Annotated in this window: 19 protein-coding genes and 1 tRNA gene; 10 read left to right on the top strand and 10 right to left on the bottom strand. The window is 32.1% G+C overall.

Annotation, left to right across the window (positions count from 1 at the left end; all coding sequences use genetic code 11):
- Window positions 1-137: 137 nt before the first annotated feature.
- From GXW81_RS08380 to GXW81_RS08365, 4 genes are all read left to right on the top strand, one after another.
- Window positions 138-1355 (top strand): TCR/Tet family MFS transporter, encoded by a 1218-nt coding sequence (locus GXW81_RS08380; protein ID WP_161531951.1) that lies wholly within the window; start codon window positions 138-140, stop codon window positions 1353-1355.
- A gap of 37 nt (window positions 1356-1392) precedes the next feature.
- Window positions 1393-1734, top strand: a complete 342-nt coding sequence (locus GXW81_RS08375; RefSeq protein ID WP_161531950.1) for a twin-arginine translocase TatA/TatE family subunit — start codon at window positions 1393-1395, stop codon at window positions 1732-1734.
- A gap of 6 nt (window positions 1735-1740) precedes the next feature.
- Entirely contained in the window at window positions 1741-2301 is a 561-nt protein-coding gene (locus GXW81_RS08370; protein ID WP_154137005.1) for a phosphatase PAP2 family protein, read from the top strand.
- A 137-nt stretch (window positions 2302-2438) separates the two neighbouring features.
- A tRNA-Met gene (locus GXW81_RS08365) sits at window positions 2439-2511 on the top strand.
- Window positions 2512-2572: 61 nt separating this feature from the next.
- Here GXW81_RS08365 and GXW81_RS08360 read toward each other — a convergent pair.
- The 5 genes from GXW81_RS08360 to GXW81_RS08340 form a co-directional block, all read right to left on the bottom strand.
- Entirely contained in the window at window positions 2573-3250 is a 678-nt protein-coding gene (locus GXW81_RS08360) for a DNA repair protein RecO (RefSeq protein ID WP_154137006.1), read from the bottom strand.
- Between the two features lie 11 nt (window positions 3251-3261).
- Complete coding sequence (locus GXW81_RS08355; protein WP_161531949.1) at window positions 3262-5496, bottom strand: two-component regulator propeller domain-containing protein; 2235 nt, start codon at window positions 5494-5496, stop codon at window positions 3262-3264.
- Window position 5497: 1 nt separating this feature from the next.
- A complete protein-coding gene (locus GXW81_RS08350) occupies window positions 5498-6445 on the bottom strand; it encodes a bifunctional UDP-sugar hydrolase/5'-nucleotidase (protein ID WP_161531948.1) in 948 nt (315 codons plus the stop codon).
- Between the two features lie 6 nt (window positions 6446-6451).
- Window positions 6452-7204, bottom strand: coding sequence for a 5'-nucleotidase C-terminal domain-containing protein (locus GXW81_RS08345; RefSeq protein ID WP_161531947.1), 753 nt, complete (start codon window positions 7202-7204; stop codon window positions 6452-6454).
- An 89-nt stretch (window positions 7205-7293) separates the two neighbouring features.
- On the bottom strand, window positions 7294-8919 hold the full coding sequence (locus GXW81_RS08340) for a GMC oxidoreductase (RefSeq protein WP_161531946.1): 1626 nt from the start codon (window positions 8917-8919) through the stop codon (window positions 7294-7296).
- A 138-nt stretch (window positions 8920-9057) separates the two neighbouring features.
- On the opposite strand from GXW81_RS08340, the gene GXW81_RS08335 reads away from it, so the two are divergent.
- A complete protein-coding gene (locus GXW81_RS08335) occupies window positions 9058-9576 on the top strand; it encodes a methylated-DNA--[protein]-cysteine S-methyltransferase (protein WP_161531945.1) in 519 nt (172 codons plus the stop codon).
- A gap of 33 nt (window positions 9577-9609) precedes the next feature.
- Here GXW81_RS08335 and GXW81_RS08330 read toward each other — a convergent pair whose 3' ends face one another.
- Genes GXW81_RS08330 through dapF form a run of 3 tightly spaced genes read right to left on the bottom strand, consistent with a single transcriptional unit; the run spans window position 9610 to window position 14027 of the window.
- Window positions 9610-12198 carry a TonB-dependent receptor domain-containing protein gene (locus GXW81_RS08330; protein WP_161531944.1) on the bottom strand — a complete coding sequence of 863 codons (2589 nt, stop codon included), beginning with the start codon at window positions 12196-12198 and terminating at the stop codon, window positions 9610-9612.
- Between the two features lie 32 nt (window positions 12199-12230).
- The gene (gene mltG, locus GXW81_RS08325) at window positions 12231-13256 is read right to left on the bottom strand and encodes an endolytic transglycosylase MltG (RefSeq protein WP_161531943.1); all 1026 of its coding nucleotides are present in this window, start codon (window positions 13254-13256) and stop codon (window positions 12231-12233) included.
- 9 nt (window positions 13257-13265) lie between these two features.
- Window positions 13266-14027: a diaminopimelate epimerase gene (gene dapF, locus GXW81_RS08320; RefSeq protein ID WP_161531942.1), complete on the bottom strand. Its 762-nt coding sequence runs from the start codon at window positions 14025-14027 to the stop codon at window positions 13266-13268.
- 247 nt (window positions 14028-14274) lie between these two features.
- Between dapF and GXW81_RS08315 the strand changes: the two genes are divergently transcribed.
- The 5 genes from GXW81_RS08315 to GXW81_RS08295 all read left to right on the top strand — a co-directional run bounded on the left by GXW81_RS08315 (window position 14275) and on the right by GXW81_RS08295 (window position 22041).
- Window positions 14275-15945: a glutamine--tRNA ligase/YqeY domain fusion protein gene (locus GXW81_RS08315; protein WP_161531941.1), complete on the top strand. Its 1671-nt coding sequence runs from the start codon at window positions 14275-14277 to the stop codon at window positions 15943-15945.
- A 124-nt stretch (window positions 15946-16069) separates the two neighbouring features.
- Window positions 16070-18379 (top strand): ATP-binding protein, encoded by a 2310-nt coding sequence (locus GXW81_RS08310; RefSeq protein ID WP_161531940.1) that lies wholly within the window; start codon window positions 16070-16072, stop codon window positions 18377-18379.
- The gene (locus GXW81_RS08305; protein WP_161531939.1) at window positions 18369-19427 is read left to right on the top strand and encodes a hypothetical protein; all 1059 of its coding nucleotides are present in this window, start codon (window positions 18369-18371) and stop codon (window positions 19425-19427) included. Before GXW81_RS08310 ends, GXW81_RS08305 begins: the two co-directional genes overlap by 11 nt.
- Window positions 19427-20137, top strand: coding sequence for a hypothetical protein (locus GXW81_RS08300; RefSeq protein ID WP_161531938.1), 711 nt, complete (start codon window positions 19427-19429; stop codon window positions 20135-20137). Before GXW81_RS08305 ends, GXW81_RS08300 begins: the two co-directional genes overlap by 1 nt.
- Window positions 20134-22041, top strand: a complete 1908-nt coding sequence (locus GXW81_RS08295) for an Eco57I restriction-modification methylase domain-containing protein (RefSeq protein ID WP_161531937.1) — start codon at window positions 20134-20136, stop codon at window positions 22039-22041. The genes GXW81_RS08300 and GXW81_RS08295 overlap by 4 nt, the downstream gene beginning before the upstream one ends.
- Window positions 22042-22213: 172 nt before the next feature.
- Here the strand turns inward: GXW81_RS08295 and GXW81_RS08290 are convergent, their stop codons facing one another.
- Complete coding sequence (locus GXW81_RS08290) at window positions 22214-23152, bottom strand: geranylgeranylglycerol-phosphate geranylgeranyltransferase (protein ID WP_161531936.1); 939 nt, start codon at window positions 23150-23152, stop codon at window positions 22214-22216.
- A gap of 17 nt (window positions 23153-23169) precedes the next feature.
- Window positions 23170-24096: a mevalonate kinase gene (locus tag GXW81_RS08285; RefSeq protein ID WP_014938478.1), complete on the bottom strand. Its 927-nt coding sequence runs from the start codon at window positions 24094-24096 to the stop codon at window positions 23170-23172.
- Window positions 24097-24174: the final 78 nt, after the last annotated feature.

The raw sequence follows: 24174 nt of genomic DNA, 5'->3' as shown, positions 1-24174 counted from the left end.
TCATTCGACAAAAATAGTCTATTACACAATGATTCCAAAAAAAATAATTCAACACAAACACCTACTTAAAATAATAACCATTACATTTTGATTTTTGATGGCAATTTTTATTTAATTTTGCCCCTTATTTTGATAATATGGAAAAGCCTCATAAGTCTGCAGCTATCAGTTTTATTTTTATTACTCTCCTTATAGACATTACAGGCTGGGGCATCATTATACCAGTAGTACCCAAATTGATAGAGGAACTCATCAATGGAGATATTAGTCTTGCTTCTAAGTATGGAGGGTGGTTGAGTTTCGCTTATGCGGTTATGCAATTTATTTTTGCTCCAGTATTAGGTAATTTGAGTGACCAATTTGGACGACGTCCTGTTATCCTATTCTCCCTATTAGGTTTTTCAGCAAACTTTTTTCTACAAGCGTGGGCTCCCAGTATTTTGTGGTTGTTTGTAGGACGACTTCTGTCTGGTATCACAGGAGCCAGTATCACAACTGCTAGTGCTTATATTGCAGACATTAGCACCGAACAAGACCGCTCAAAAAATTTTGGTATTATTGGAGCTGCATTTGGACTTGGTTTCATTATTGGTCCTGTACTTGGTGGAATTTTGGGACAATTTGGAGCTAGGATTCCCTTTTTGGCTGCAGGCATTCTTTGTCTTATAAATTTCATATATGGCTTTTTTATACTTCCCGAAAGTCTTTCTAAAGAACACAGACGAAAATTTAATTGGAAAAGAGCCAACCCTATAGGTTCTCTCCTACAATTAAGAAAACACCCCGAATTATATAGCCTTATCTTAGCTTGGTTTTTAGTTTACATTGCCTCTCACGCAGTACAGACCAACTGGGCTTATTTTGGCATTTACAGATTTAGCTGGAATGAAACAATCGTAGGAATTTCACTCGGGGTAATGGGTGGATTAACAGCTTTGGTACAAGGCGTTATACTTAGAAAAATAAATCCTAAAATAGGTAATGAAAGAAGTATTTTCTATGGCATTGGTATGTACAGTATAGGAATGCTACTCTTTTCATTTGCAGGAAGCAGTTGGATGATGTTTGCCATTCTTGGGATTTATTGTCTCGGAGGGATTGCAGGACCTTCATTACAATCTGTTATTTCCACAAAAGTTTCTGCCAGTGAACAAGGCGATCTACAAGGAGCGCTCACCAGTATCATTAGCCTCACGAGTATTATTGGTCCACCATTGATGACAAATATTTTTTACTATTTCACCCATAATGATGCACCTTTTAGGTTTGCTGGTGCTCCTTTCTTTGTTGGATTTATTTTGATGAGTGTTAGCACCTATATAGTTTATCGTGGATTTTATAAAAATAAAAAATAATTTTTTCGTTTCATACTTTTATTTGTAATTTAGCAGAATGGATTTTAGTTTTAGTGAAATGTTAGTAATAGTACTAGTAGTATTAGTGCTTTTTGGACCTAAAAAGATCCCAGAAATAGCTCGTGGGTTAGGTGAAGGTGTTAGAAAGATGAAGTCTGCAATGGAGGACATCAAAACCGAAATAATGAAGGAGACGGACAACCCTGTCTCTGAAATAAAAAAGGAAATTGAGCAGGTAAAACAATCCGTACAGGAGATAAATCCTTTGAACGATATTAAGAAAGACCTTACCGAAGCGACCAACGATATTGTAAATCTAGATAAAAAACCTAGTGTATCACAACTAGACGACGCTCACGAAGGGCCTGTAAGCAGATAGAGTAATATGCACAAAATCATAGAGCTTGACCAATCTCTCTTTCTTTATCTAAATGGATTAGGTAATACCTATTTTGACACCTTTTGGGTTATGGTATCAGGCAAACTTACTTGGTTGCCTCTCTATTTTATATTTTTATATCTCATAATAAAAAACTACGAGAAGAAAAAAGTCATTTATATCCTTCTATTTATTACTCTAGGAATTATTACTTCCGACCAGATTGCTAATATTTTTAAAATAGGAGTTCATAGATTTCGTCCGTGTCATGAACCACTCTTAGAGGGATTAGTAAGAGAAGTAAAATGCGGTGGGCCTTTTGGTTTTTATTCAGCACACGCTTCTAACAGCTTCTTTATAGCTTCTTTTATGAATCTTCTTTTTTCAAAAAAGATTAGATTTTTCGGTTTAATGGTGTTTGCTTGGGCATCTTTTGTAGCTTATAGTAGAATTTATTTAGGAGTTCATTATCCACTAGATATTATTTACGGAGCAATGGTAGGTTTTCTCTTAGGTGGCTTTTTTGGGAGTTTAGCACTTTATGCGAGTAGACCTAAAAAGCTTTAACCACCTCTTCTCTATCAGTAATTAAGTAAGAATACAAAAAAATAAAACTACTAATCAATTAGTTACAAAAAATAAAAATATTTCAACTCTATTTTTTTGGTAAATAAAAAAATCGTCGTATATTTGCACCACAATATCGCGGGGTGGAGCAGTAGGTAGCTCGCAGGGCTCATAACCCTGAGGTCGCACGTTCGAGTCGTGTCCCCGCTACTACTTAGAAAAGGATGATAATTTATCATCCTTTTTTTTATTTTTATGATTACCTCTTGGTTTAAAAAACCTCTCTAAAAATATCCAACGATTTAGGCTCACTAAATTCAGGAATATGATACTTACAATATCTCATTAGAACATCTATTATATCTCTCCTTTCACTAGCATCTATCGGAGTTTTAACAAACATCAAGCTTTCTATATTTTTTAATATATCCGACAAAGGTCTATTGACAGTAAACTCATTCTCCACCTCTTGAAAACATCCATTTTTTAAATCAAAGAAAGTACCTTCTGTAAATAAAAATCCATAACCAATATTCTTTATTATGGAATAAATGGAAAATATCAGTGCGTTTTTATTGTCCATATTGATATAAAACTCTTCCACACACTTATAAAGACTATCTTCCACAACTTCATAAGGAACAGTTTTTAGAATAAACTCTGCTAAAAGAGTCATTTGAGCATTATTAACCAAAGTGAAATCTATCATCTTTGATATTTCTGAAAGAGAAATTTGGTTTACCAATGGTAATGCTCCACTTTTAGTTTTGGAAACATTAAAATCCACCCCTATTAAAGGCATAAGATACACTTTCTGCTTATTCCGAGCTAGATAAATATTCTTAACAAAGTAAGACTGAATACCCGCTTCTCTTTCTAAAATACGAAGCACAGCTCCAGAGTCGTTATATTTAGTATAAGATAGTATAAACCCTTGTAAAGATTGCAATTTTAGTGTATTTAATTAACCACTGCTATTTTCGCTGTTGCTTTATCTGTGCCGTCTTCATTAGTCATCAATACAAAATAAATTCCTGAAGCCACACGAGAACCTCTTTGATTTTGTAAATTCCACTCGTAATAACCGTTTCTAGAAACCGCTTGATGAATTGAATTACCCGCAGCATCTGTAATACGAATATTGGTTTTTTCAGCCAGTCCTTTTATTTTCACACTTCCCTTAAATTGGCTATAAACCACAGGGTTAGGATAAACTACTACTTCCCCAAATTTTGAGGTTACATTAGCTACATCGCCTTTATAAACCACTATACCATTACTAGTTGCAAAATAAACCTGTCCTGTTTTATCGTTTATTTTAATATCTGTAACTTCGTCCGAAGGAAGAGGAGAATTAGCTTTGGTAAAATGATTGTAAACCTTCTGTCCATCAGCACTTAGAAAGAACACACCTCCTCCATTTACAGATACCCATTTATTATTACCAGAATCTACCGCTATACTCAAAATTTCTGCATCTTTAAAAAGTTCTTCCGCTATGCCATTTTGAGTAATAACTATAGGACTTACTTTTACTTTAGTTCCGTACAAATCGCTCAAGGCACTCGGAAGAATTCTAAGTCCGGTTGTAGAACCTAACCATAGACTATTGTTTTTATCCATCGCCATAGCTGTTACTGATGCTGAAGGCAAACCTTCTTCAACTCTCAAAATTTGTTTTAAATCATCATCAAAACGAGTAGGCGTGTTATTAAAATAATAAATTAACAGACCACCCTCTGATACTCTAGGTCCACCTATGAAAAGTCTATCATTAAATGCTAATATACCAGAGGAATTTTGTTTGATATTTGCTGTTTTTATAGTTTCAAATCTAGAACCATCTTGTGAAATAAAGTACATTCCCACGAAATTTACATCTCCTTCAAAAAAGGAAAAAGTAGCAAAGAGATTATTATTTTTATCAAAGGCTAGATACTCTGGAACATTATACCACTGAGCACTAGAAGTGTTAAAAACTCTTGAAAACTTGTTATCAATCATTTTATAAACACCTTTAGAATCTCTTTGGGCATAATTGGTAAAATAGATTTCGCTTAAGTTAGAAGGGTTAACAGCAACATCTAAAATATTAAAGGCTAATTGTGGATTATCTAAAAAATATTGTGGATACTCCCAATGTGTTCCGTTGTAGTAATAATATCCTAAATTATTATCATAAATTGCCTGATAATAACTCCCCTTTTTACCCGTAGCTACCCATATTTTATCATCAACAAGAGTCATTTTAGAAGCTATATTACTGTACGGTCCGTCAGGTTTTACACTAGTATAATTTTGATCTAGAATACCTGAAAAAGCACTTCCTGCAAATAACTTCCCATTATATAAAGTTCCTGTTGTAAGCTGGTAAGATGAGAAATCATATGTGCTTTGTAAACTACCGTCAGTAGAAAACTGATAAATTTTATTTACATCACAAACTAAGAAACCATTAGCTTGCCATACCACATCTTTAACATCAGTAAAAAAATACGGCAAACGCTGAAAAGCATCTCCTAAATAAACCTCTGTTTTTGTAGCAACTAAATAATTCTGCCCATTAGTATCAGACTGTGATAAATTAAGTGCATTAAGTTTCTGCCATGTAGAATAAATTGGAAACTCTAGGTCAATTTTATGTGAGTATAACCCCTGATTAGTAGCTGCATATACTACATTATCTTTTACAAACGCTTCATTAGAAGCAATAAAGTTAGTTCCCTCCTGAAAAAACACGGTTTCTCCAAACTCTTTCTTATCCAAATTAAAGATAGAAACCCCATAACCTGCCGAAATTATCGCTAGATTATCTTTTATAAAAATGTGATTGATTTTTTTTGAACCTTGATAGCTTCTTGCTATAGGAATATCTACAGTTAAAGTTACTCCATTAGGTGTAACAATATCTAAAGCTCCTGTTTCATAGCCTATCAATCCTATTTTAGTATCGGGATTATAGTCAAACGCTGTAATACCAACCTCATGAAGCCCATTAGCTTTTGACAATTTTCTAATCTCTCCTGAAGCTACATTATAATAAAATAAACCGCTTTTAGTAGCTGTAATAAGCTCTGTTCCATCTTGTTCTATTTTAACAATATAGTTATATGAAAACAAATCTTGCCATTTGCTCTCCTGAGCTAATACTAAAAAGCTCACACCAAATACTAAAAGCGAAAATATTTTCTTCATCTTAAACCATTATCTTATCATCTATCACTTGGTTGTTCCAAGCTATATTTTTAATTTTCTTTTGGCTATCAAAATAGAAGTCTATTCTTCCTAACAATAGACCAGCCCAACCTACTTGATTTACCAAAACTTTATTTCCTTTTCTATTGATAAAAGACTGTGGTTCTGGTAAAAAAGTATGCGTATGTCCTCCTAAAATTAAATCTATATTATCGGTTTTTTGAGCCAATTCTACATCACATATTTTATTAGTATGCTCTCCTTTGTAAGAATACCCAATATGAGACAAGCAGATTACCAAATCACATTTCTTTTCATTTCTAAGCATATCAGCGTATTGCTGAGCTATTTCTACAGGGTGATGCCAAACAGTTTCTTTATACTGTTTTTTACCTACAAGCCCTTCTAGCTCTATACCTACTCCGAAAATCCCAATTCTGATTCCGTCTTTATTAAAAATTTTATACGGTTGCGTTTTTCCGTCTAGTATAGTGTTTTTAAAATCATAGTTAGAGCATATAAACGGAAATTTAGCATTAGGCAAAGCCTTTAAAAACCCTTCTAAGCCATTATCAAAATCGTGGTTACCCATCGTAGCGGCATCATACCCCATCATAGACATCAGTTTAAACTCTAACTCTCCACCAAACATATTAAAATAAGGTGTCCCTTGAAAAATATCACCACTATCCAATAGCAATACATTTCGTTCCTGTTGTCTAATTTCTTTTACCAAATGAGCTCGCCTTGCAAAACCTCCTTGATTAGGATTTCTTGTATAATTAGCATCAAAAGGTTCTATTCTACTGTGTTGGTCATTAGTATGAAGAATTGTTATTTTTTTATCTGAACTATTGAATAGCGTGGTATTAGCCAAGAAAGTATTAGGTACTAATGATAGTGCTAAAGTCCCACCTCCTATTGTTTTTATAAAATCTTTACGGTTCATAGTTTTTTAATTATTAAAAATTAATCTTACATCATTTGGAGCTTTCACTTCAGGGTTTTGTTTGAATTTTTCAATGAATAAATCTCTAAGTTTGATTCCTGTAGAGATCAGTTCCCCTTTACTGAAAAACCACATATTATCTCCACCCAATGCCAGATAATCTGATGTAGCGATATAATAATCTTTCCCTAGATCCAACTCCTTACCGCTTATAAGACCTTTGGTAACTTTACCTTTATTAGTCTCTAAAAACAAATGTGATACAGGATTATTCTTTTGAGTCTCGGCATAATAGTCAAACATACCTAGTAAATCTTTTCCTTTCATTTTAACAATTACCACCTCGTTTTCAAAAGGCATTACCTCAAAAACATGTTTAAGTAAAATATTACCTTTTCCTATGGTAGATCTAATCCCTCCTATATTGATAACTGCTGCATCTACATTTTGTTTCAAATTTTGCTTTGACCAAACATCGGCTCCTTCGTAAGTATAATCTGCCAACAATCCACCTAAATTACTATTATCTCCTGTTTTCGTAAGCTCTACAGGTGTGTAAGATATTTTGGTATTCATCTGTCGTTCCATTTCCTTTTTGTAAGGTTGGATTAGCATATCCATCTCTCCATCAGAAGGAATAGATGAGGCTATACTGATATTTTCGTAGGGTTTAACCTCCGAAACAGACATTGCTGTTTTACAACTTGTTAACCACAATAAAGGGATTAAAACTAAGTGTGAGTATTTTATTCTTTTCATTAAATCGAACTTTTTAATCTAAAGTGAATTGCAAATATAAAAAAAGCACAACCAAGTTTTCTAGAATTGTAATAGAAACTTGTATGTAGCTAATAGTCATTCTTTAAAATAGCATCAATACAATATTCAGACAATGCTGTTATTGTAACATAAGGATTTACACCCAAACTCCCTGGTATTAGAGAGCCATCTGTAACATATAAATTGTTATACCCATGTACTCTACCGTGTAAATCCGTTACTTTACCCAACACACAGCCTCCCAACGGATGATAACATATTGTTTCATCTACACCATTCTTTGGCAACAATACTGTGTTATTAACATATTTATTATTAAACCAGCCCGTAGAACCATTTTGATTCATTTTAGACAAAAAATATTCTGCATTTTTTCTCATGTGAGTATTATGAGTAGCACCCCAATCCAAAGCTATTTTTTGTTTGTCCAAATCATAAGTTATAGAACCAAACTTATTGACTTTATTTACTACTAAATACAACGCCGTATAAGTACCAAATACAGGCATTGGTGCTATTTCTGCAAAAAAAGGATAATTGACATCATTAAAATTATCCAAACCTCTCACAGGCATTGTTGACTGATGATTTCCTCTAGAGTGATGCCCTAAAACAAAAGCCGTATACCTACTCGCCATCGTATTACCATTATTCCCCCAATATTTACCAACCTCATCGTTGATATTTGGAAGTTTATTAAGCACTTTAGATTTCAATAGTAGCTCTGTAGTTCCTAGACTTCCTGCACCAAGATACAATTTATCACAAGTAAACTTTTTTACACCAATCTCTCTATCAAGCGTATCTATTTGTTTTACTACTAGAGAGTATTCACCACTTGGCAGAACCTCTATATAATCTACCTTATGCTGTGGTATAATAGTAACATTACCCGTATCTAAAGCCCTTTTAAGATAAGTTTTCGTAAGATCTCTCTTGCCATAATTGTTACCATAAATAACTTCAACATTAGTAGCTGACCTTGGTACTTTACCTGCTATTTCGTCCCTCATATAATCAAAATCGTACAAATTAGGGACAATTACAGGTGTAAAGCCTGAGTTAACCCCTTCCTCTATCCCCATTCTAGAGAAAGTATACCATTCCGAATTATAAACATCATCTGGAACTAAATTTCTCCCCAATGAATGGTTAGCCAAAGGAAAATACGTATCATAAAGCTCATCTACTGGTAATGAAACTCCTACTTTGTCGTAGACTTCTTTCAGATATTCTTTTTTGGGTGTAACCGTCATTCCCCCATTAACTAGCGAACCTCCACCAACGCCTTTTCCTAAATAAATTTTAATATTAGCAAAGTCTTTTCTCTCTAAAATTCCCGTGAACTTATCAAAACTATTCACATTCCCAAGTCCAATAGGTGCTTGGGTGGATTTATTCATCCAAGTAGATTCTTTACCTGGAGAGGTCATTTTATAAAATTTAAAATGTGGATTTTTGAGTTTATAGCCCTCCCAGTCTAGCCCCATTTCAATCATCAAAACTTGATGCCCAGCCTTAGCCAATCTCTCTGCCACAACTGCATTACCATAGCCTGTTCCTACAAGTATATTTGTAAAATACCCTCCATTCATATAGGTAGGTAACAATAGTTGTTTGCCTATCATGGATCTCCCTATAAGCAACCCAAAAGAGGTTAACCCCAGCTTTGTTAAAAATTCTTTTCTATTCATTAGCCTTACTTTGCTTATGTAAAGGTAAGAAAACTAACCTAAAACCTATAAAACTCCTAATATCATTTTTACTAAACTCACTTTAAAACTTTGATTTGAAGATAAAAATCATCAACTTTGGTAAAAGTTTAATCAAAAATGCTCTATTCAAAAACTATAAATACTCCTCTAGGTGAAATGATTGCTATTGCTGATGATAATGGGATATACCTATTAGAATTCACAGATAAAAAACATTTAGATACAGAACTAAAAAAACTATGTTCCACTCTAAACAATAGTAATATTAAAGAAATCTCAAACCCACATCTAGAGACCCTAGAGAAAGAATTAAATCTCTACTTTAATCAAAAGTTAAAAGAATTTTCCGTCCCAACACAACTGTTAGGGACACCTTTCCAAAAACAAGTTTGGCAAACCCTACTTAAAATACCTTACGGAATCACCAAAAGTTACCTACAACAAGCCATAATGATGGATAACCCAAAAGCAGTGAGAGCTGTAGCTAACGCTAACAGCCTCAATAAGATTGCTATTATAGTGCCTTGCCACCGTGTTATTGGGAGCAATGGTACACTCACAGGCTATGCTGGTGGACTTTGGCGTAAGGAGGAATTACTACAACTTGAAAAAAGCCTTGTCCACCAACAAGATTAACACCTATTTATTTCTTAACACATTAAGTCCCAATTATAGCATACCGCCACCACCTTCAAAGTCTTCCGAATAGTTGCCCTCTCTTTTTCGTTTAGGTTGTTCTACCTTTTCTCCTTGTTTGAAACGGTAAGTTAGAGATAGATTGATTTGTCTCGGCTGCCATTGCATATAAGACTCTCTAGTGGTGTTTTCGGTAAAAGTATGTACCGTTCTATTTCTGGTATTGAATATATCTTGAACATTAAATGCCAAAGTCCCACTACCATTCCAAATGGTTTTAGAAGCTCCGAAATTAAGGGCATACATTGCTTTTCTGTCTTGAAACTCAGTCTTAGTGCCACCTCTGTAAAATCCTTGCAACTGAATACTTAATGTTTTATCTATCCTAAAAGTAGAGTTAAGTCTCATAATGCTAGAAAATCCCTTCCCTACAAACGAGGCATTTCTCAACGCTGATGCTCCATTTTTATCTATTACAGAATAAGAAGTTTGCCCATCTAATTTATAAGCGAATAGATTAACACTCGCCATAATCTTCCACCAAGGATAAAGGTCTGCCGTACCGTTAAGGTCTAACCCATATCTAGTATCTGTACCTAAATTGATAGGCGTTACAAAAAAGATATTGGTTCTTTCGTCTTCCCTATACACCAACATTTTATTGTCATCTGTAGTGCGTCTTAGATAAAGGGTTGGGTTAATAGTAAATTTTTTCTTCTGTATGCTATAACCTAGTTCGTATGAGTCCACATAGGATGGGTTCAAATCCATATTTCCTCTAAAGACATTTTGGTCGTCTGTTAATGAAAAATATGGGACTAAGAAAAAGGCTCTAGGTCGGTCTATCCTCCTAGAATAATTAACCAACAACTGATTATTTTTAGCAATATCATAACTCAAATATACACTAGGGAAAAGATTGTTGTAATTTTTGATTTTATTATCAATGATTTTACCTTCCGCTAGATTTTGGTAGTCTATTTTAATATTAGAAAGTTCATCTCTCAATCCTACTTGATAGCCTAATTTCCCAATTTTGCTCTTAAACTGAACATACACCGCATTGAACAACTCATTATAAACCGTATTATTAGTAAATATACCCAATGGCGAAAACGCTCCACTAACACCTAGCCTTCTATTTGCGGTATTATCATACTGATTATTATTACTATCCAAACGATAGCCCAATTCTAGTTTAGAATTTTCACCAATGTTAAGTTCATAATCTGCCTTAGCAATAATGGTTTTATTTTTTGAAGATTGAGAATTATCATTAGTTTGAAAACTAAGATGTGGATTAGCTAAGTCTGCCAAAAACAAGGCATCAAAAATATTATTAGATTCTTGACTAATGATGGTATAAGCATCGTTTTTACTTTTCTGATAACTCAACGATAAGGAAAGGTTATCTTTATCGCTAAACTTATGGTCTAAACCTAAATCTCCTTGAAACGCCAAATTATCACTAGTCCCTTTACTATTTCTCACCGTGTAAGGTGTTGGCAAAGTAATATTGTCGTAAAGATAGCGGAAATTGGTAAAAGCGTCTTCCGTGCCTTTAAAAGTTCTTATCGCCCCCGAAGCATTGATAGAAGTATTTTTACCTAAATCATAAACCATACCTACAGTAGCATTGTAGGTATCCATTGCGGTATTTCTCTCTCCGTTTTGCCTAGACTCTAACAACTGATTAACTTGAGCATCGTTTTTCTTATAAAAGTTGTTATTTCTCGTAGTTCCTTTAGATTCTCTATAACCGCCGCCACCATTGATAAACCAAGTAAAATTACCTTTTCTCCAGCTCAAATTAGCATTAAGGTTAGTCTGTGGTAGATAACCAATAGACCCAATAACACTACCATTAAACCCTGTTTTTTTATTTTTTTTCAGAATAATATTGAGAATCCCAGAAGTTCCCGAAGCCTCAAATTTGGAAGATGGATTGGTGATAACTTCTATTTTTTCTATTTGTTCCGCAGGGATTGATTGTAATGCATTAGCACCATCATCTATACCCAACATAGACGACGGCTTACCATTGATTAAAAACCTCACATTAGAGCTTCCTCTCATAGAAACTGTCCCATCTGTATCTATATCTACCGAGGGTACATTTTGCAATACATCTTGCAAACTCCCACCCTTGCTTACCAAGTCGGAAGAAACATCATAAGTCTTCTTGTCTAGCTCTACTTTATAAGGCTTAGGAGCATTCACGGTAATGGTAACGCCTTCTATTTCCTTAGTCTTAGCGTGAGTTACAGTCGTTTCTTTTTCTATTTTAAAATCACCTAAACTTCCTCCTGAAAGAATTTCTTTAGTGAGGATTTTTTGTTTAAAATCTATAGCTTCGATAGTAATTTTATAAACTCCCGCGTTAAGTGGTAATTTATAATTTCCTTTTTCATCTGTTAAAGTAGCATCACTATAAAGTTTATTAGACTGGTGCTCAAAACTTACAGAAGCATAAGGTATTGGCTGGTTATAGGCATCTACTACCCTACCCAAAACCATATTTTTTTGTTGAGCAAAAGCAAAACTCGCCACTCCTACCGTAAGGGTAAGAGCCAAAGTTTTCTTTCTAATTATACTAACGATTTCTATATTATGAGTGTTCATTTTCTAAAATTTAATTATTATAAGAACTTAACTTACTTTATTTGTTTTTCGTTAAGCCAATCTTGATATGCTTTTGCGTTTTTTGCATGCTCTACATCGCTACTTGTAAACTTATGAAAACCTATTTTCTGTGGGTCTGCACACATATAGATATAATCATGATTTTCAGCATTTAACACTGCATCTACTGAGTTTTTATCTGTTACACAAATAGGTCCAGGAGGAATTCCGACATTAGCATAAGTATTGTAGGGTGAAGGCGTTTTTAAATCTTTGTAATATACCCTTTTAATAACCTTATTAAAACCACTTGATTGGTTAATAGCGTAAATTACCGTAGGGTCAGACTGTAGTTTCATACCTTTTCTATAACGGTTAAGATATAGCCCTGCAATGGTTTTTTGTTCATTTATCCTGCCACCAGATTCTTTATACACAATAGAAGCCAAAGCATATATTTGATTTCTATCTAAACCTAATTTCTTTTCTTTCTCTAGGCGTTCAGCATTCCAAAAATCATTGTATTGTTTCTCAAAAACGCCAAAAAATTCTTTCGGACTTACCGTCCAAAAAAACTGATAAGTATCTATAAAGAAATACTTTTTTAAGTCTTCCGCCTCTGATAAACCTTTAGCTTGGGCAATTTGGTTAAACTCTTTTATAAAGGCTAAAGAATCTACCTCCGTTTTTTTGGCTACACGCCCCATCATTTGGTAAACATTATCAAAAGCGATAATCCTAAAATTATCAGGCGACTGATTTCCTGCTTTTATCATATTTACCAAAGCGGTATTATCCATACCTTCGGTAATTTTATAGCGTCCCGTATGGAAAAAACGATTCATATTTTTGCTCAATGCTACCTTTTTGAAACTTTCTTTATCTTTAAGGTAAGGAGCAATAGAATCTAATATTTGTTCAAAATGAGCCTCTTTTGGGATATAAAAAACACCTTCTTTTGAAATATTATTCCCGTAGTATTTCTTATAAAAACTATATCCGAAATAACCGCCCACCACAAGGACAATAGCAAATATAAATCCGATTATTTTTTTCATTTTTTAATTTCAAATAGTTCCTTTAAAAACCTGTACTGCAGGACCTTCTAACCACACATTACAAAAACCTGCATCTTTCTTTTTAGCATAAACTTTGAGATTACCTCCTAAAGTTTTAATATTTACAGAATTTCTATTCTTATCCTGAATAAAAGATAATGCAGATGCCGTTACTCCTGTACCACAACTATAAGTTTCATCTTCCACGCCTCGTTCATAAGTACGCACAAAAAGATTCTCATCATCTATTTTTTCAACAAAATTAACATTGATACCTTCCTTCTGATATTTTTCAGAGTATCTCACTTGTTTACCTTCGTTATAAACATCTAACTTCTCTACCTCCGAAACAAATCTCACATAATGAGGCGAACCTGTATTAAGCACAAAATCAGATGTATCTCTACTGATATTAGAAACATCTATCATTTTAAGTTTTACTACATTTCCATTTACTTCAGCCTCGTGCAACCCATCTATGGCATTGAAGGTACATCTCTTTTCAAAAACACCTAGAAAATATGCAAAAGCCACCAAACAACGCCCTCCATTACCACACATTGTACTTTCTGCCCCGTCAGCGTTATAATACACCATTCTAAAATCAGTATCAGGACAATTTTCTAGCAAAATAAGACCGTCTGCTCCCACTCCAAAACGCCTATGGCAAAGATGTGCTATATTTTCTTTGCTTTTATTAAAATCCATTTGGCGGTTATCCACCATAATAAAATCATTACCAGTCCCTTGATATTTATAAAAAGTAAGCATAAAGATATTTTAATACTGCAAATGTAACCTTTTTATAGCAATCAACATAAAATAAGATAAGGCTGACTTCTATTAAAATAATAGATGAACAGCCTAATCTTTCTTCAGCATTTGTGTTTTGAAAAAACTATTTATGATGAAGTTCAATATACACAATCTATGCCAAAACTATACACAAATAAGAAAAAACAAAGTTTTTAACTCACAAAAAATTTCTAAATTTGCATCTTAAGTTATTACAACCCTTATGGAAGAAAAGAAATCACTCAATTTTATTGAACAAATTATAGAAAACGATTTAGAAAACGGACTCCCTAAAGAGAAACTAAGATTTCGTTTTCCGCCAGAACCTAACGGTTATTTACATATTGGGCATACTAAAGCCATCTGCATCAATTTTGGTTTAGGCGAAAAATACAACGCTCCCGTAAACCTAAGATTTGATGATACCAATCCAGAAAAAGAAGAGCAAGAATTTGTGGATTCTATAAAGAAAGATGTAGAATGGCTAGGCTTTAAATGGGATAAGGAACTGTATGCGTCTGACTACTTCCAACAACTCTATGAATGGGCAGTAGAAATGATAAAACAAGGCAAGGCTTATGTAGATGAGCAATCTTCGGAGGAAATTACAGCTCAAAGAAAAACCCCTTTTGAAGACGGAGTAGAATCCCCTTACAGAAATAGACCAATAGAAGAGTCGTTAGACTTATTTGAAAGAATGAAAAACGGAGAGTTCCCAGAAGGTAGCATGAGTCTTCGTGCTAAAATAGATATGACTTCTCCAAATATGAACATGAGAGACCCTGTGATGTACCGTATCTTGAAAAGACCACACCACAGAACAGGCGAGCAGTGGAAAATCTACCCTATGTATGACTGGGCTCATGGTGAAAGTGATTATTTGGAGCAAATCTCTCACTCGCTATGTTCATTAGAGTTTGAAAATCATCGCCCATTGTACGAATGGTATTTATCTAATGTCTATGAAGAAGGAAAAAATGCTCCTAAGCAAAGAGAATTCGCTAGAATGAATGTCTCTTATATGATTACTTCTAAAAGGAAATTACAGCGTCTAGTAGCTGAAAAAGTAGTTACTGGTTGGGACGACCCTAGAATGCCTACCATCTCTGGTATGAGACGATTAGGCTATCCACCTATTGCCATTAAAAACTTTATTGAGCGAGTAGGCGTTACCAAAAGAGAAAATTTAATTGATGTACAACTACTAGAATTTTTTGTACGAGAAGAGCTCAACAAAAAAGCCAAAAGAGTGATGGCAGTGGTAGATCCTGTAAAACTCATCATAGAAAACTACCCTGAAAACGAGGAAGAATGGCTAGAAACAGAAAACAACCCTGAAGATGAAAATGCAGGAACTAGAACCGTTCCTTTCGCTAGAGAACTTTACATAGAAAGAGAAGACTTTAAAGAAGAAGCCAATAAGAAGTTCTTTAGACTAAAATTAGGAGGCGAGGTGCGTTTAAAATCAGCTTATATAATTAAGGCAGAGCGTGTAGAGAAAGATGAAAATGGAGAAATCACTACGATATACGCTACTTACGACCCTAAATCAAAATCTGGAAGTGGCACAGAAGAAAGCCTTAGAAAGGTAAAAGGAACACTACATTGGGTTTCCGCAAAACATGCATTGCCTATTGAAGTGAGAATTTACGACCGCTTATTTACTACGGCACAGCCAGATGCAGAAAAAGAAACCGATTTCTTAGAATACCTTAATCCTGATTCTCTAAAAGTAGCACAAGGTTATGGCGAACCATCACTAAAAGAAGTAGATACGGAAGCTCCACTTCAGTTCCAAAGGATAGGATACTTCACTAAAGACCAAGATTCCACAGAGGAGAAACTGGTTTTCAATAGAACGGTTACTCTTAAAGATTCTTATAAGCCCGAGTAAAATAAATATTTTTAAATCATAAAAAAGGTCAAATGCATATAATTGTAATTGACCTTTTTATATAAAATTTAAAACAAATTGTTTATAAAATTGTGTTTTTAAGCAATAAATGCTTGTTTAAATTATGAACGAAAAAGAAACAAAACAAGAGCTTGAAAGAGTATTGCGAGAAGACTCTAACAATTATAGTAAAATTCTAGAATTATCTACAAGGCTATCAAGTTTTGATAATGATAACATTCGTTTTAGTGTAGATGCTGGTGTGATTGATAGATTAGGTAGTGAATTAGTAGCAAGACAAGAAACAGCGGTCTCTGAATTAGTTAAAAATTCTTACGATGCGGATGCAACTCAAGTTAATATAAGATTTGAAAACTCAGATAACATTGGAGGTACCTTGTATATAGAGGATAATGGAACGGGGATGACAAGAGAGCAGCTAGCAAATGGTTTTATGAGAATATCTTCTACAGACAAGTTACATAATCCTGTTTCTAAAAAATTTAAACGAACACGAGCGGGACAAAAAGGAATTGGGCGATTTGCTGTTCAGAGGTTAGGAGAAAAACTCACTATTATAACTCAAACAGAAGAAAATACAGAGGCACTTGTCGTAAATATTAATTGGAACGATTATTCAAGTGACACTGATTTACTATCTATAAACAATAGAATTGAAACACTATCTCCAAAAAAACAATCTCACGGTACAATTTTAAAAATTGAAGGCTTAAAAGACAAGTGGTCAGAGGCATCAATCCGGAGAATATATAAGTATGTTGGTGATATATTGCAACCCTTTCCATTATCGGAAATAAACGAAAATGTAGAAAATACAAATATTGATCCTGGATTTAAAGTTTATTTCTCAAAAGTAATTAATAATAAACAAATCAATATTGCAGATGATAAAACAATGGTTTATAATCATGCTACTGCAATTATTGAAGGTTCTGTAGATGAAAATGGCTTTGGTTTATATTCTGTAGAGAGTAAAAAGTTAGAGGTTAATGAGATTGGAGAAATAAGCAGCGATCCAGATAATGAAAATATTCCTTTTTCTGAGTTAAAAAATATAAAGTTTAGAGCCTATTATTTCATTTATAATTCGGGACTTATTCCTAAAATGCAAGAATCTAGTATCAGAAAATTAGCCAGAACACAAGGCGGAATTAGACTATATAGGAACGGATTTAGAGTATTACCCTATGGAGAGCCTAATAATGATTGGATCAATTTAGATGCATCTACTAGAAAAAGGTCAATATTACCTGTTCATGCGAATATTAATTTTTTTGGATTTGTAGAATTAGCAGATAAAAATCATGAATTTAATGAAACATCAAGTAGAGAAGGATTAGTAGAAAATGAGGCTTTTATACAACTTCAGAATTTTGTATACAGAACAATTATAACTGCAATTATAAAAATCGCTGAAATAAGAAATATAAAAATCGTTTCTGGGCAAAAAGAAATAGATGGAATCTACGAAGCTGTAGATGTAAGAATTAAAAATATTGCATTTACAATTGAAGAGTTGGATAGGGAATTAGAAAATGATTCTAGCAGCATAGAAGTCAAAAGGAAAAGAAAGAAAACAATACAAAAAGTAAAAAAAGAGTTAGAAGAACTGCAAAAAGCTCAGGAAGAGGAGAAAGAGCTGAATCTAAAAGAAAAAGCAATGCTTCGTGTACTGAGTAGTGTTGGTTTAACTATCGCCTTATTTATTCATGAAGTTAAGTTTTATATTTTGAATATGAATACTGATATTACTTTTCTATTAAATAAAATAGAATCAGATAGAGAAGTAATAAATCGATTATTAATACTTCAATCCAATGTTGAAACTTTTCAGTCCTACACTTCTTATTTTGATACTATTATTTCCCAAAATGTAGTTCGTAATCTAACTCCAATAGAGTTACAAAATAAGGTAGAAGAATTTTGGGAAAGTATAAAAAATGATATAAAAAGGAGTAATATAGAGTTTAATAAGCCTATAAGAAATGGCTATTATCTATTTACCATTCCTATGCATCCATCTGAATGGTCCTCAATTTTATTTAATTTATATACAAATGCAAAAAAAGCAATTAAAAGAACAACGGCTAAAGGAAAAATTGATATTGAGTGTAAAAAAATAGATAATAAAATATATCTAAGATTTTCTGATACTGGCGATGGTATCAATGATGAAATTAAAGATCGTATTTTTGAAGAATTTTTCACTACATCTTCCCCGAGCACTTTAGATGACTTAAATTCAGGAAATGAAATAACAGGAACTGGATTAGGGTTGAAAATAGTAAAAGATATTCTTTCTAGTTATAGAGGAAAAATATATGTTGATACTCCTAAAGAAGGTTTTTCAACAACTATAAGTATAGAGATACCAAAAGCAACAGATAAAGAGTTAGATAAATATGGACTATAAGATTTTTTATATAGAGGATTTAGACCCCACAAGTATCATAGAAACACTAAAGAGTGAAAATTTTAACATAACTCAATATAGGCCTGATATTAGTATTGATAATATTATTAATAAAATTAATAAAGAAAATCCTGATATAATTTTAATGGATTACAAACTAACAGAAGAAACAAAGTTAATATATTGTAATGCTCCCACAATAGCATCAACTTTAAGAACAAAATATAAGGATATAAAAGAAAGACCAATTATATTAATGTCTACAGATAATAATATAATTAATTTATATAAAAAAGATTATACTAATCAAGACTTATTTGATTATGTCATAAGTAAAGAAAAAGCCTTAGGAAATCCTGATTATTTCAGAAAAAAATGTCTATCATTTTACAAAGCATATAGAAAAATTTCAGATAGTGATTTTAACCTGAATAAGATTTTAGGGTTAGATGATAATGAAGCAGATTTAATTCATTCAAAAATTAAAATATATTTAAATAAAGATATTAGAGTCATTTATGAGTATAGTAGATTTATATATGAACACTTAATCAGACATTCAGGGTTATTAATTGGAGAGGATATTTTATCTGCTAGATTAGGTGTAAATAAAGAATGTTCTAGTTGGAATACTCTAAAATCTAAGCTTTTACATTGTAAATATACTGGAATTTTTTCAGATATTTATGACAGATGGTGGATGTCCAAAATTAACTTATGGTGGGAGAAAGAATTAAATATTCAGTATCCTCTGAGGCAATATGAAGCATTAGAAAGAGTACAATTGCTAAAAAATAAATTAGAAATAAATGATTTAGTTTTAGCAAAAGGTAGTTCTGAAAATATTAGTTCTAATTATTGGACAATATGTAAAGAAACAAAACTTCCTTTAGATCCTTTCGATGGGATAGAATTATTAGATAAAGAATATAAGTCTTGGCAGGATAAAGAATATATATCAATAGAAGGAGCATTGCTTAATCTTGATAAATATAAAAAAATAATAAGTGAATCAGATAGAAAAGAATTGCGTAATTTCAACAGTTAATGGAAATTTGGGATAAAAACCGATATAAAAAAGATCTATCTTTATTTAAAGAAATTTTAGATTCAGAAAAAGAGATAGAAGGAGATTTCAAGTCAATTAGTGATACAATTGATGAGATGGATAGAAAAGATATAGTTGAATATGATATAAAAAACTTATGCTTTTATATAAATGGCAGAATAGCTGGATCAGTTCCTGATAATTTAAATTATTGTCAAATATTTTTTGATAATAAGATAGCTTTAAAAGATTGCCTGAATGAGAATTATGATCCGTTTCATATATATGCTTTAAATATTAATATTCACTTGTATAAAGGAAAGAAAGATACAAGAAAAGCATATTGCAGTTCTTGGCATCTAGATAAAGAAGACAAAGAGGTAACTTTTAAATATAGTCACCCTTATTATCACTTTCAATTTGGAGGCAAGAAATTTGAATATTTGGATTCAGAAATGGGGCTTTTAAGTTGTCCTAGAATCCCCCACCCTCCAATGGATATTTTTTTAGGTTTTCATTTTATATTAAATAATTTCTATAATAAAAAGCAATTTAAGTTTATTAATAGAATTATAGAAAATCCAGATTATAAAATAATTATAAAAAGAGCTCAAGAACGACTTTGGACACCTTATTTTAAAGCCTTTGATTCGTCAAATAATCACAATGATTTTAAAATTGAAAAAATATTTCCATTATACATATTATGAATCCAAATATTTTAAAATATCTTAGGAAATATTCTTATAAAGAGAAAGATATAAATCGGTTGTTGGTTTCTTCATTTGTATATCTAAATAATATTGATGAAATACAGAATGAATTCATAAACAGTTTTCTTATCAAAGATCAAGATAAAGAAGAAAAAAAACAATTAGATAAGTTTATTGCTTTCTTTGATTCAAAATTTGATATTGAACTGCTGTTGGAACTTTTTGAGTTTGTTATTTCTCCTAAAGATAAAGAGATAAATGGAGCAGTGTTTACTCCTAAATACATTAGAGAATATATTGTAAAACAAATTTTAAAAGATTTTAGAAATAAAGGAAAGGATATTAACCTACTAAGATTGGGAGATATTGCTTGTGGATGTGGTGGCTTTTTCAAAACTATTGCAGAAGAATATCGAATTAATACAGAGAAAAGTTACTTTGATATCTATAAAGATAATATCTTTGGTTTAGATATTCAAAATTATAGTATTACAAGAACAAAAATATTATTAATACTTCATGCTCTAGTTAATGGCGAGGATAGGCGGAGCTTTAATTTTAATTTATTTAAAGGAGATGCATTAGAATTCAACTGGGAACAAGTTCCACTTATATTAGCTAACAATGGTTTTGATGCCATTGTTGGTAACCCACCATATGTAGGATCTTCAAGTTTAGATGAAAAGACTAAAGTTTTAATGAAAAAATGGTCAGTTTCTTCAACTGGAAAGTTAGACTTATATATTCCATTTTTTCAAATAGGATTAAACTGGTTAAATGAAAATGGTATATTAGGGTATATTACCGTAAATAATTTTTATCGTAGTTTAAATGGGCGAGCTTTAAGAAGTTTTTTTGCAGATAAAAATTATAAATTTAAACTAATTGATTTTGGAAGCGAACAAGTATTTAAGTCAAGACTAACCTATACATGTATTTGTTTAATAGAAAAGTCAGTAGGAACTCTTGTATATACTAATACCACTCCTCGTAAAATCAACAATTTAAGAGATAATGATTTTATTGAATTTAGTTATAATAATTTGGATGATTTTAATGGGTGGCAATTAGAAGATGCGAAAAACAGGTTAAATTTAAAAAAACTTGAAAATGCAGGTAAAAAATTGGGGGACTTATTTAGTATTAGAAATGGATTCGCAACATTAAGAAATAATATTTATTTATTTACACCTTCTAGGGAAGATACGAAATTTTTCTACTTTGAAAAAAAGGGTCGAAAATTTAAAGTGGAAAAAAATATTTGTCGCGATGCGATTAAACCTAATATACTTAAGAAAGAATCTGATTTAGAAAGACTAATGGAAAAAATAATCTTTCCATATACCACTGTAGTTAATAATGAAAGTGACTTATTTAAAAATCAGCCTAGTGTCAGCTCTGTAAAGATTATTGAAGAGAATGTATTTCGAAATAAGTATCCAAAAGCATACGACTATCTATCCTCTCATAAAAATGAATTATCAAAAAGAGATAAAGGACAAAGAGAATACGAGAAATGGTATTCTTATGGAAGAAGTCAAGCTCTTAATATATATGGACTTAAGCTACTTTTTCCTTACATTTCCGATACTCCTTATTTTGTATATACTGATGATAAAGAGTTGTTGTTTTATAATGGATATGCAATAGTTTCTAACTCAGAAAACGATTTAAAATTTATTCAAAAAATTTTAAAAACTAAAGTATTCTGGTACTATATACAGAAAACTAGCAAACCCTATGCAAATAACTATTTTGCCTTAGCAAAGAATTATATAAAAAATTTTACTATTCCGATTTTTACTCAAAAAGAAAAACAAAAATTTATGAAATTAAAAAATGAGAAATCCATCACTAATTTTCTTCTTGATAAATATAATATAACTGATATTGAATTTTAGATACTCCATAATAATCTTTAATTTCTCATATATTTTTAGAGTTATAGTTTTCGGGAAGTAGTCTGCCCACGCTCTGCTCTCTTGCGAGGTTGTTTTGAAATTTTTGGTATCATTAGCTTAAGACTAGGAAACAATGATTAACTTTGTTGCCAAGTCTTAAGCCTTTATGAACTTACACTATCCTTTCAAAAATACCATTGAATAACATAAAAACCACGCCTATAAAAATCCACACTCTAAGCACATTTATGAGTCTAGACATTTTAGAATATCTAAAAAAATACAGCGAAATTCCAGCTAATAAATAAACCAAAATAGATGCTGAAAAATAATAAGCAACTAGATTAAAATATTTTAACTCGTTTACTATTAAATAAGAAGTCAATGAATTAATTATCAATAATAAATATAACAAATATACTGTTTTAGTTTTCCCAAATAATACAGGTATAGTAGCATACTCAAAGAGTTTATCAGCCGCTCTAGTTACAATATCTTTAATAACATCTATTATCAAAAGTAACACAAACAAAAAAACCGACATCAAAAACAGCAAATCTGAAAAATGCTGATAGTAAACCAATAATCCAAAAAAAGGATACAACGATAATGATACATAAGTTAAATTATTCACTACCGCTATTCGACTTAATTTGTGGCTATAGAACCATATTAGAAATTGATAAGTAAGGAAGAAAATCAAAATTCGGTAAGAAAAAACCAACGCAATCCCCAACGACAATACATTAAGCAATAAGTAAGAGTAAAGAATATATTTCTCTTTAACAAAAGACTGAAAATAACTTCTAAAAGGTTTGGTAATTTGGTCTTTTTCCTTATCGTAAAACTGATTGATAAGCCCTCCTGCCGCTATAGAAAGCAGAGAACAAGCAATAATCCCGTGTACTTTATAATCAAAGACAAAGGCTCTAAGACTTTCTTCTTGATTAAATAAAAAACAGGTGGATACATAAAGTGTAAACACATAAAAAGCCAAAACAAACACTCTAACCCCAAGCATTAGGCTAACCATCTGAGAGGCTCTATAAAACCATCTGCGGCGCTCTAGTTTAGATCTTAATTTTTGAAAATCAGAGTTGGATAGCTGCATTTAATTACCATTACTCATCAAAAACGATAAATTACTTCTTTTTTGAAACCTTCCAACATTTTCTCCGCCTTATCATAATCTTGAGTAAACCCTAATATATAGCCACCACCGCCACTACCACAAAGTTTGAGATAGTAAGTATTGGTATCCAAACCTTTTTTCCATACATTAAATATACCTTCTGGAATCATTGGTCTAAAGTGTTCGTAAGCCCATAAGGACAACTTCCTTAAATTCTTAAAAAACGGATTCATATCCTTTTTTAGAAAGGCTTCTATACAAGCATTATTATAACGGATAAACTCTTCTTTTAAAGTCTTCCTAAATCCTTCTTGCTTTAACTTTTCAAAGAAAATCTGAACCATTGGTCCCGTTTCACCCACCACACCAGAATCTATAAGAAAAATAGCTCCTTTACCTTGCTGTTCTTTAGGAATAGAAACTCTGTCTACATTTTCTTTGTTTTCTATGAGGATAGGCAGATTCATATAACAGATTAGTGGGTCTATCCCCGAACTTTTACCATGAAAATAGCTTTCTAGTTCTCCAAAGACTTTTTTCAACTGCTTTAAATCCTTTTTGCTAATGTATTCTGGATTGTATTTTTTAAGAGAATAACGCTCAAAAATAGCCGCCACCAAAGCTCCTGAACTCCCCACACCATACCCCTGCGGAATATTAGAATCAAAGAATAGACCTTTATTTATATCTTTTTTAAGCTCAGATACATTTAGTTCAAAGTCTTTTGGCAAAGTTAAACTCTGAAGATAATCAGCATATTTTAATAACGATTGGTTAGATTGGCGTTCAAAATCAGAAGATAAATCAGAAAACTTTAAAGTCCCCTTATAAAAACTGTAAGGTAGCGTAAGCCCCTGAGAATTTTCTATAATGCCATATTCCCCAAAAAGTAAGATTTTAGCATAAAAAAGTGGGTTAGCCATTCGTTATCATATTTTGTGATGCAAAGATATAAATTTATTAAAAGTTTTTAAATAAATCTTAAAATATTATTAGCGTTT

The organism is Riemerella anatipestifer (genome assembly GCF_009932355.1).
Classification (GTDB): Bacteria; Bacteroidota; Bacteroidia; order Flavobacteriales; family Weeksellaceae; genus Riemerella; species Riemerella anatipestifer_E.
Note: the sequence above shows the minus strand (reverse complement) of the source record. Positions and strands in the feature narration are given on the sequence as shown.

What these genes read in the sequence shown, in the direction of transcription:
- GXW81_RS08355 (WP_161531949.1), bottom strand. Translation starts at nt 5,496, where the DNA reads ATGAAGAAAATATTTTCGCTTTTAGTATTTGGTGTGAGCTTTTTAGTA.
- GXW81_RS08300 (WP_161531938.1), top strand. Translation starts at nt 19,427, where the DNA reads ATGGAAATTTGGGATAAAAACCGATATAAAAAAGATCTATCTTTATTT.
- GXW81_RS08290 (WP_161531936.1), bottom strand. Translation starts at nt 23,152, where the DNA reads ATGCAGCTATCCAACTCTGATTTTCAAAAATTAAGATCTAAACTAGAG.
- GXW81_RS08345 (WP_161531947.1), bottom strand. Translation starts at nt 7,204, where the DNA reads ATGAAAAGAATAAAATACTCACACTTAGTTTTAATCCCTTTATTGTGG.
- GXW81_RS08305 (WP_161531939.1), top strand. Translation starts at nt 18,369, where the DNA reads ATGGACTATAAGATTTTTTATATAGAGGATTTAGACCCCACAAGTATC.
- GXW81_RS08375 (WP_161531950.1), top strand. Translation starts at nt 1,393, where the DNA reads ATGGATTTTAGTTTTAGTGAAATGTTAGTAATAGTACTAGTAGTATTA.
- GXW81_RS08350 (WP_161531948.1), bottom strand. Translation starts at nt 6,445, where the DNA reads ATGAACCGTAAAGATTTTATAAAAACAATAGGAGGTGGGACTTTAGCA.
- GXW81_RS08330 (WP_161531944.1), bottom strand. Translation starts at nt 12,198, where the DNA reads ATGAACACTCATAATATAGAAATCGTTAGTATAATTAGAAAGAAAACT.
- dapF (WP_161531942.1), bottom strand. Translation starts at nt 14,027, where the DNA reads ATGCTTACTTTTTATAAATATCAAGGGACTGGTAATGATTTTATTATG.
- GXW81_RS08380 (WP_161531951.1), top strand. Translation starts at nt 138, where the DNA reads ATGGAAAAGCCTCATAAGTCTGCAGCTATCAGTTTTATTTTTATTACT.
- GXW81_RS08315 (WP_161531941.1), top strand. Translation starts at nt 14,275, where the DNA reads ATGGAAGAAAAGAAATCACTCAATTTTATTGAACAAATTATAGAAAAC.
- GXW81_RS08310 (WP_161531940.1), top strand. Translation starts at nt 16,070, where the DNA reads ATGAACGAAAAAGAAACAAAACAAGAGCTTGAAAGAGTATTGCGAGAA.
- GXW81_RS08370 (WP_154137005.1), top strand. Translation starts at nt 1,741, where the DNA reads ATGCACAAAATCATAGAGCTTGACCAATCTCTCTTTCTTTATCTAAAT.
- mltG (WP_161531943.1), bottom strand. Translation starts at nt 13,256, where the DNA reads ATGAAAAAAATAATCGGATTTATATTTGCTATTGTCCTTGTGGTGGGC.
- GXW81_RS08335 (WP_161531945.1), top strand. Translation starts at nt 9,058, where the DNA reads ATGCTCTATTCAAAAACTATAAATACTCCTCTAGGTGAAATGATTGCT.
- GXW81_RS08295 (WP_161531937.1), top strand. Translation starts at nt 20,134, where the DNA reads ATGAATCCAAATATTTTAAAATATCTTAGGAAATATTCTTATAAAGAG.
- GXW81_RS08285 (WP_014938478.1), bottom strand. Translation starts at nt 24,096, where the DNA reads ATGGCTAACCCACTTTTTTATGCTAAAATCTTACTTTTTGGGGAATAT.
- GXW81_RS08340 (WP_161531946.1), bottom strand. Translation starts at nt 8,919, where the DNA reads ATGAATAGAAAAGAATTTTTAACAAAGCTGGGGTTAACCTCTTTTGGG.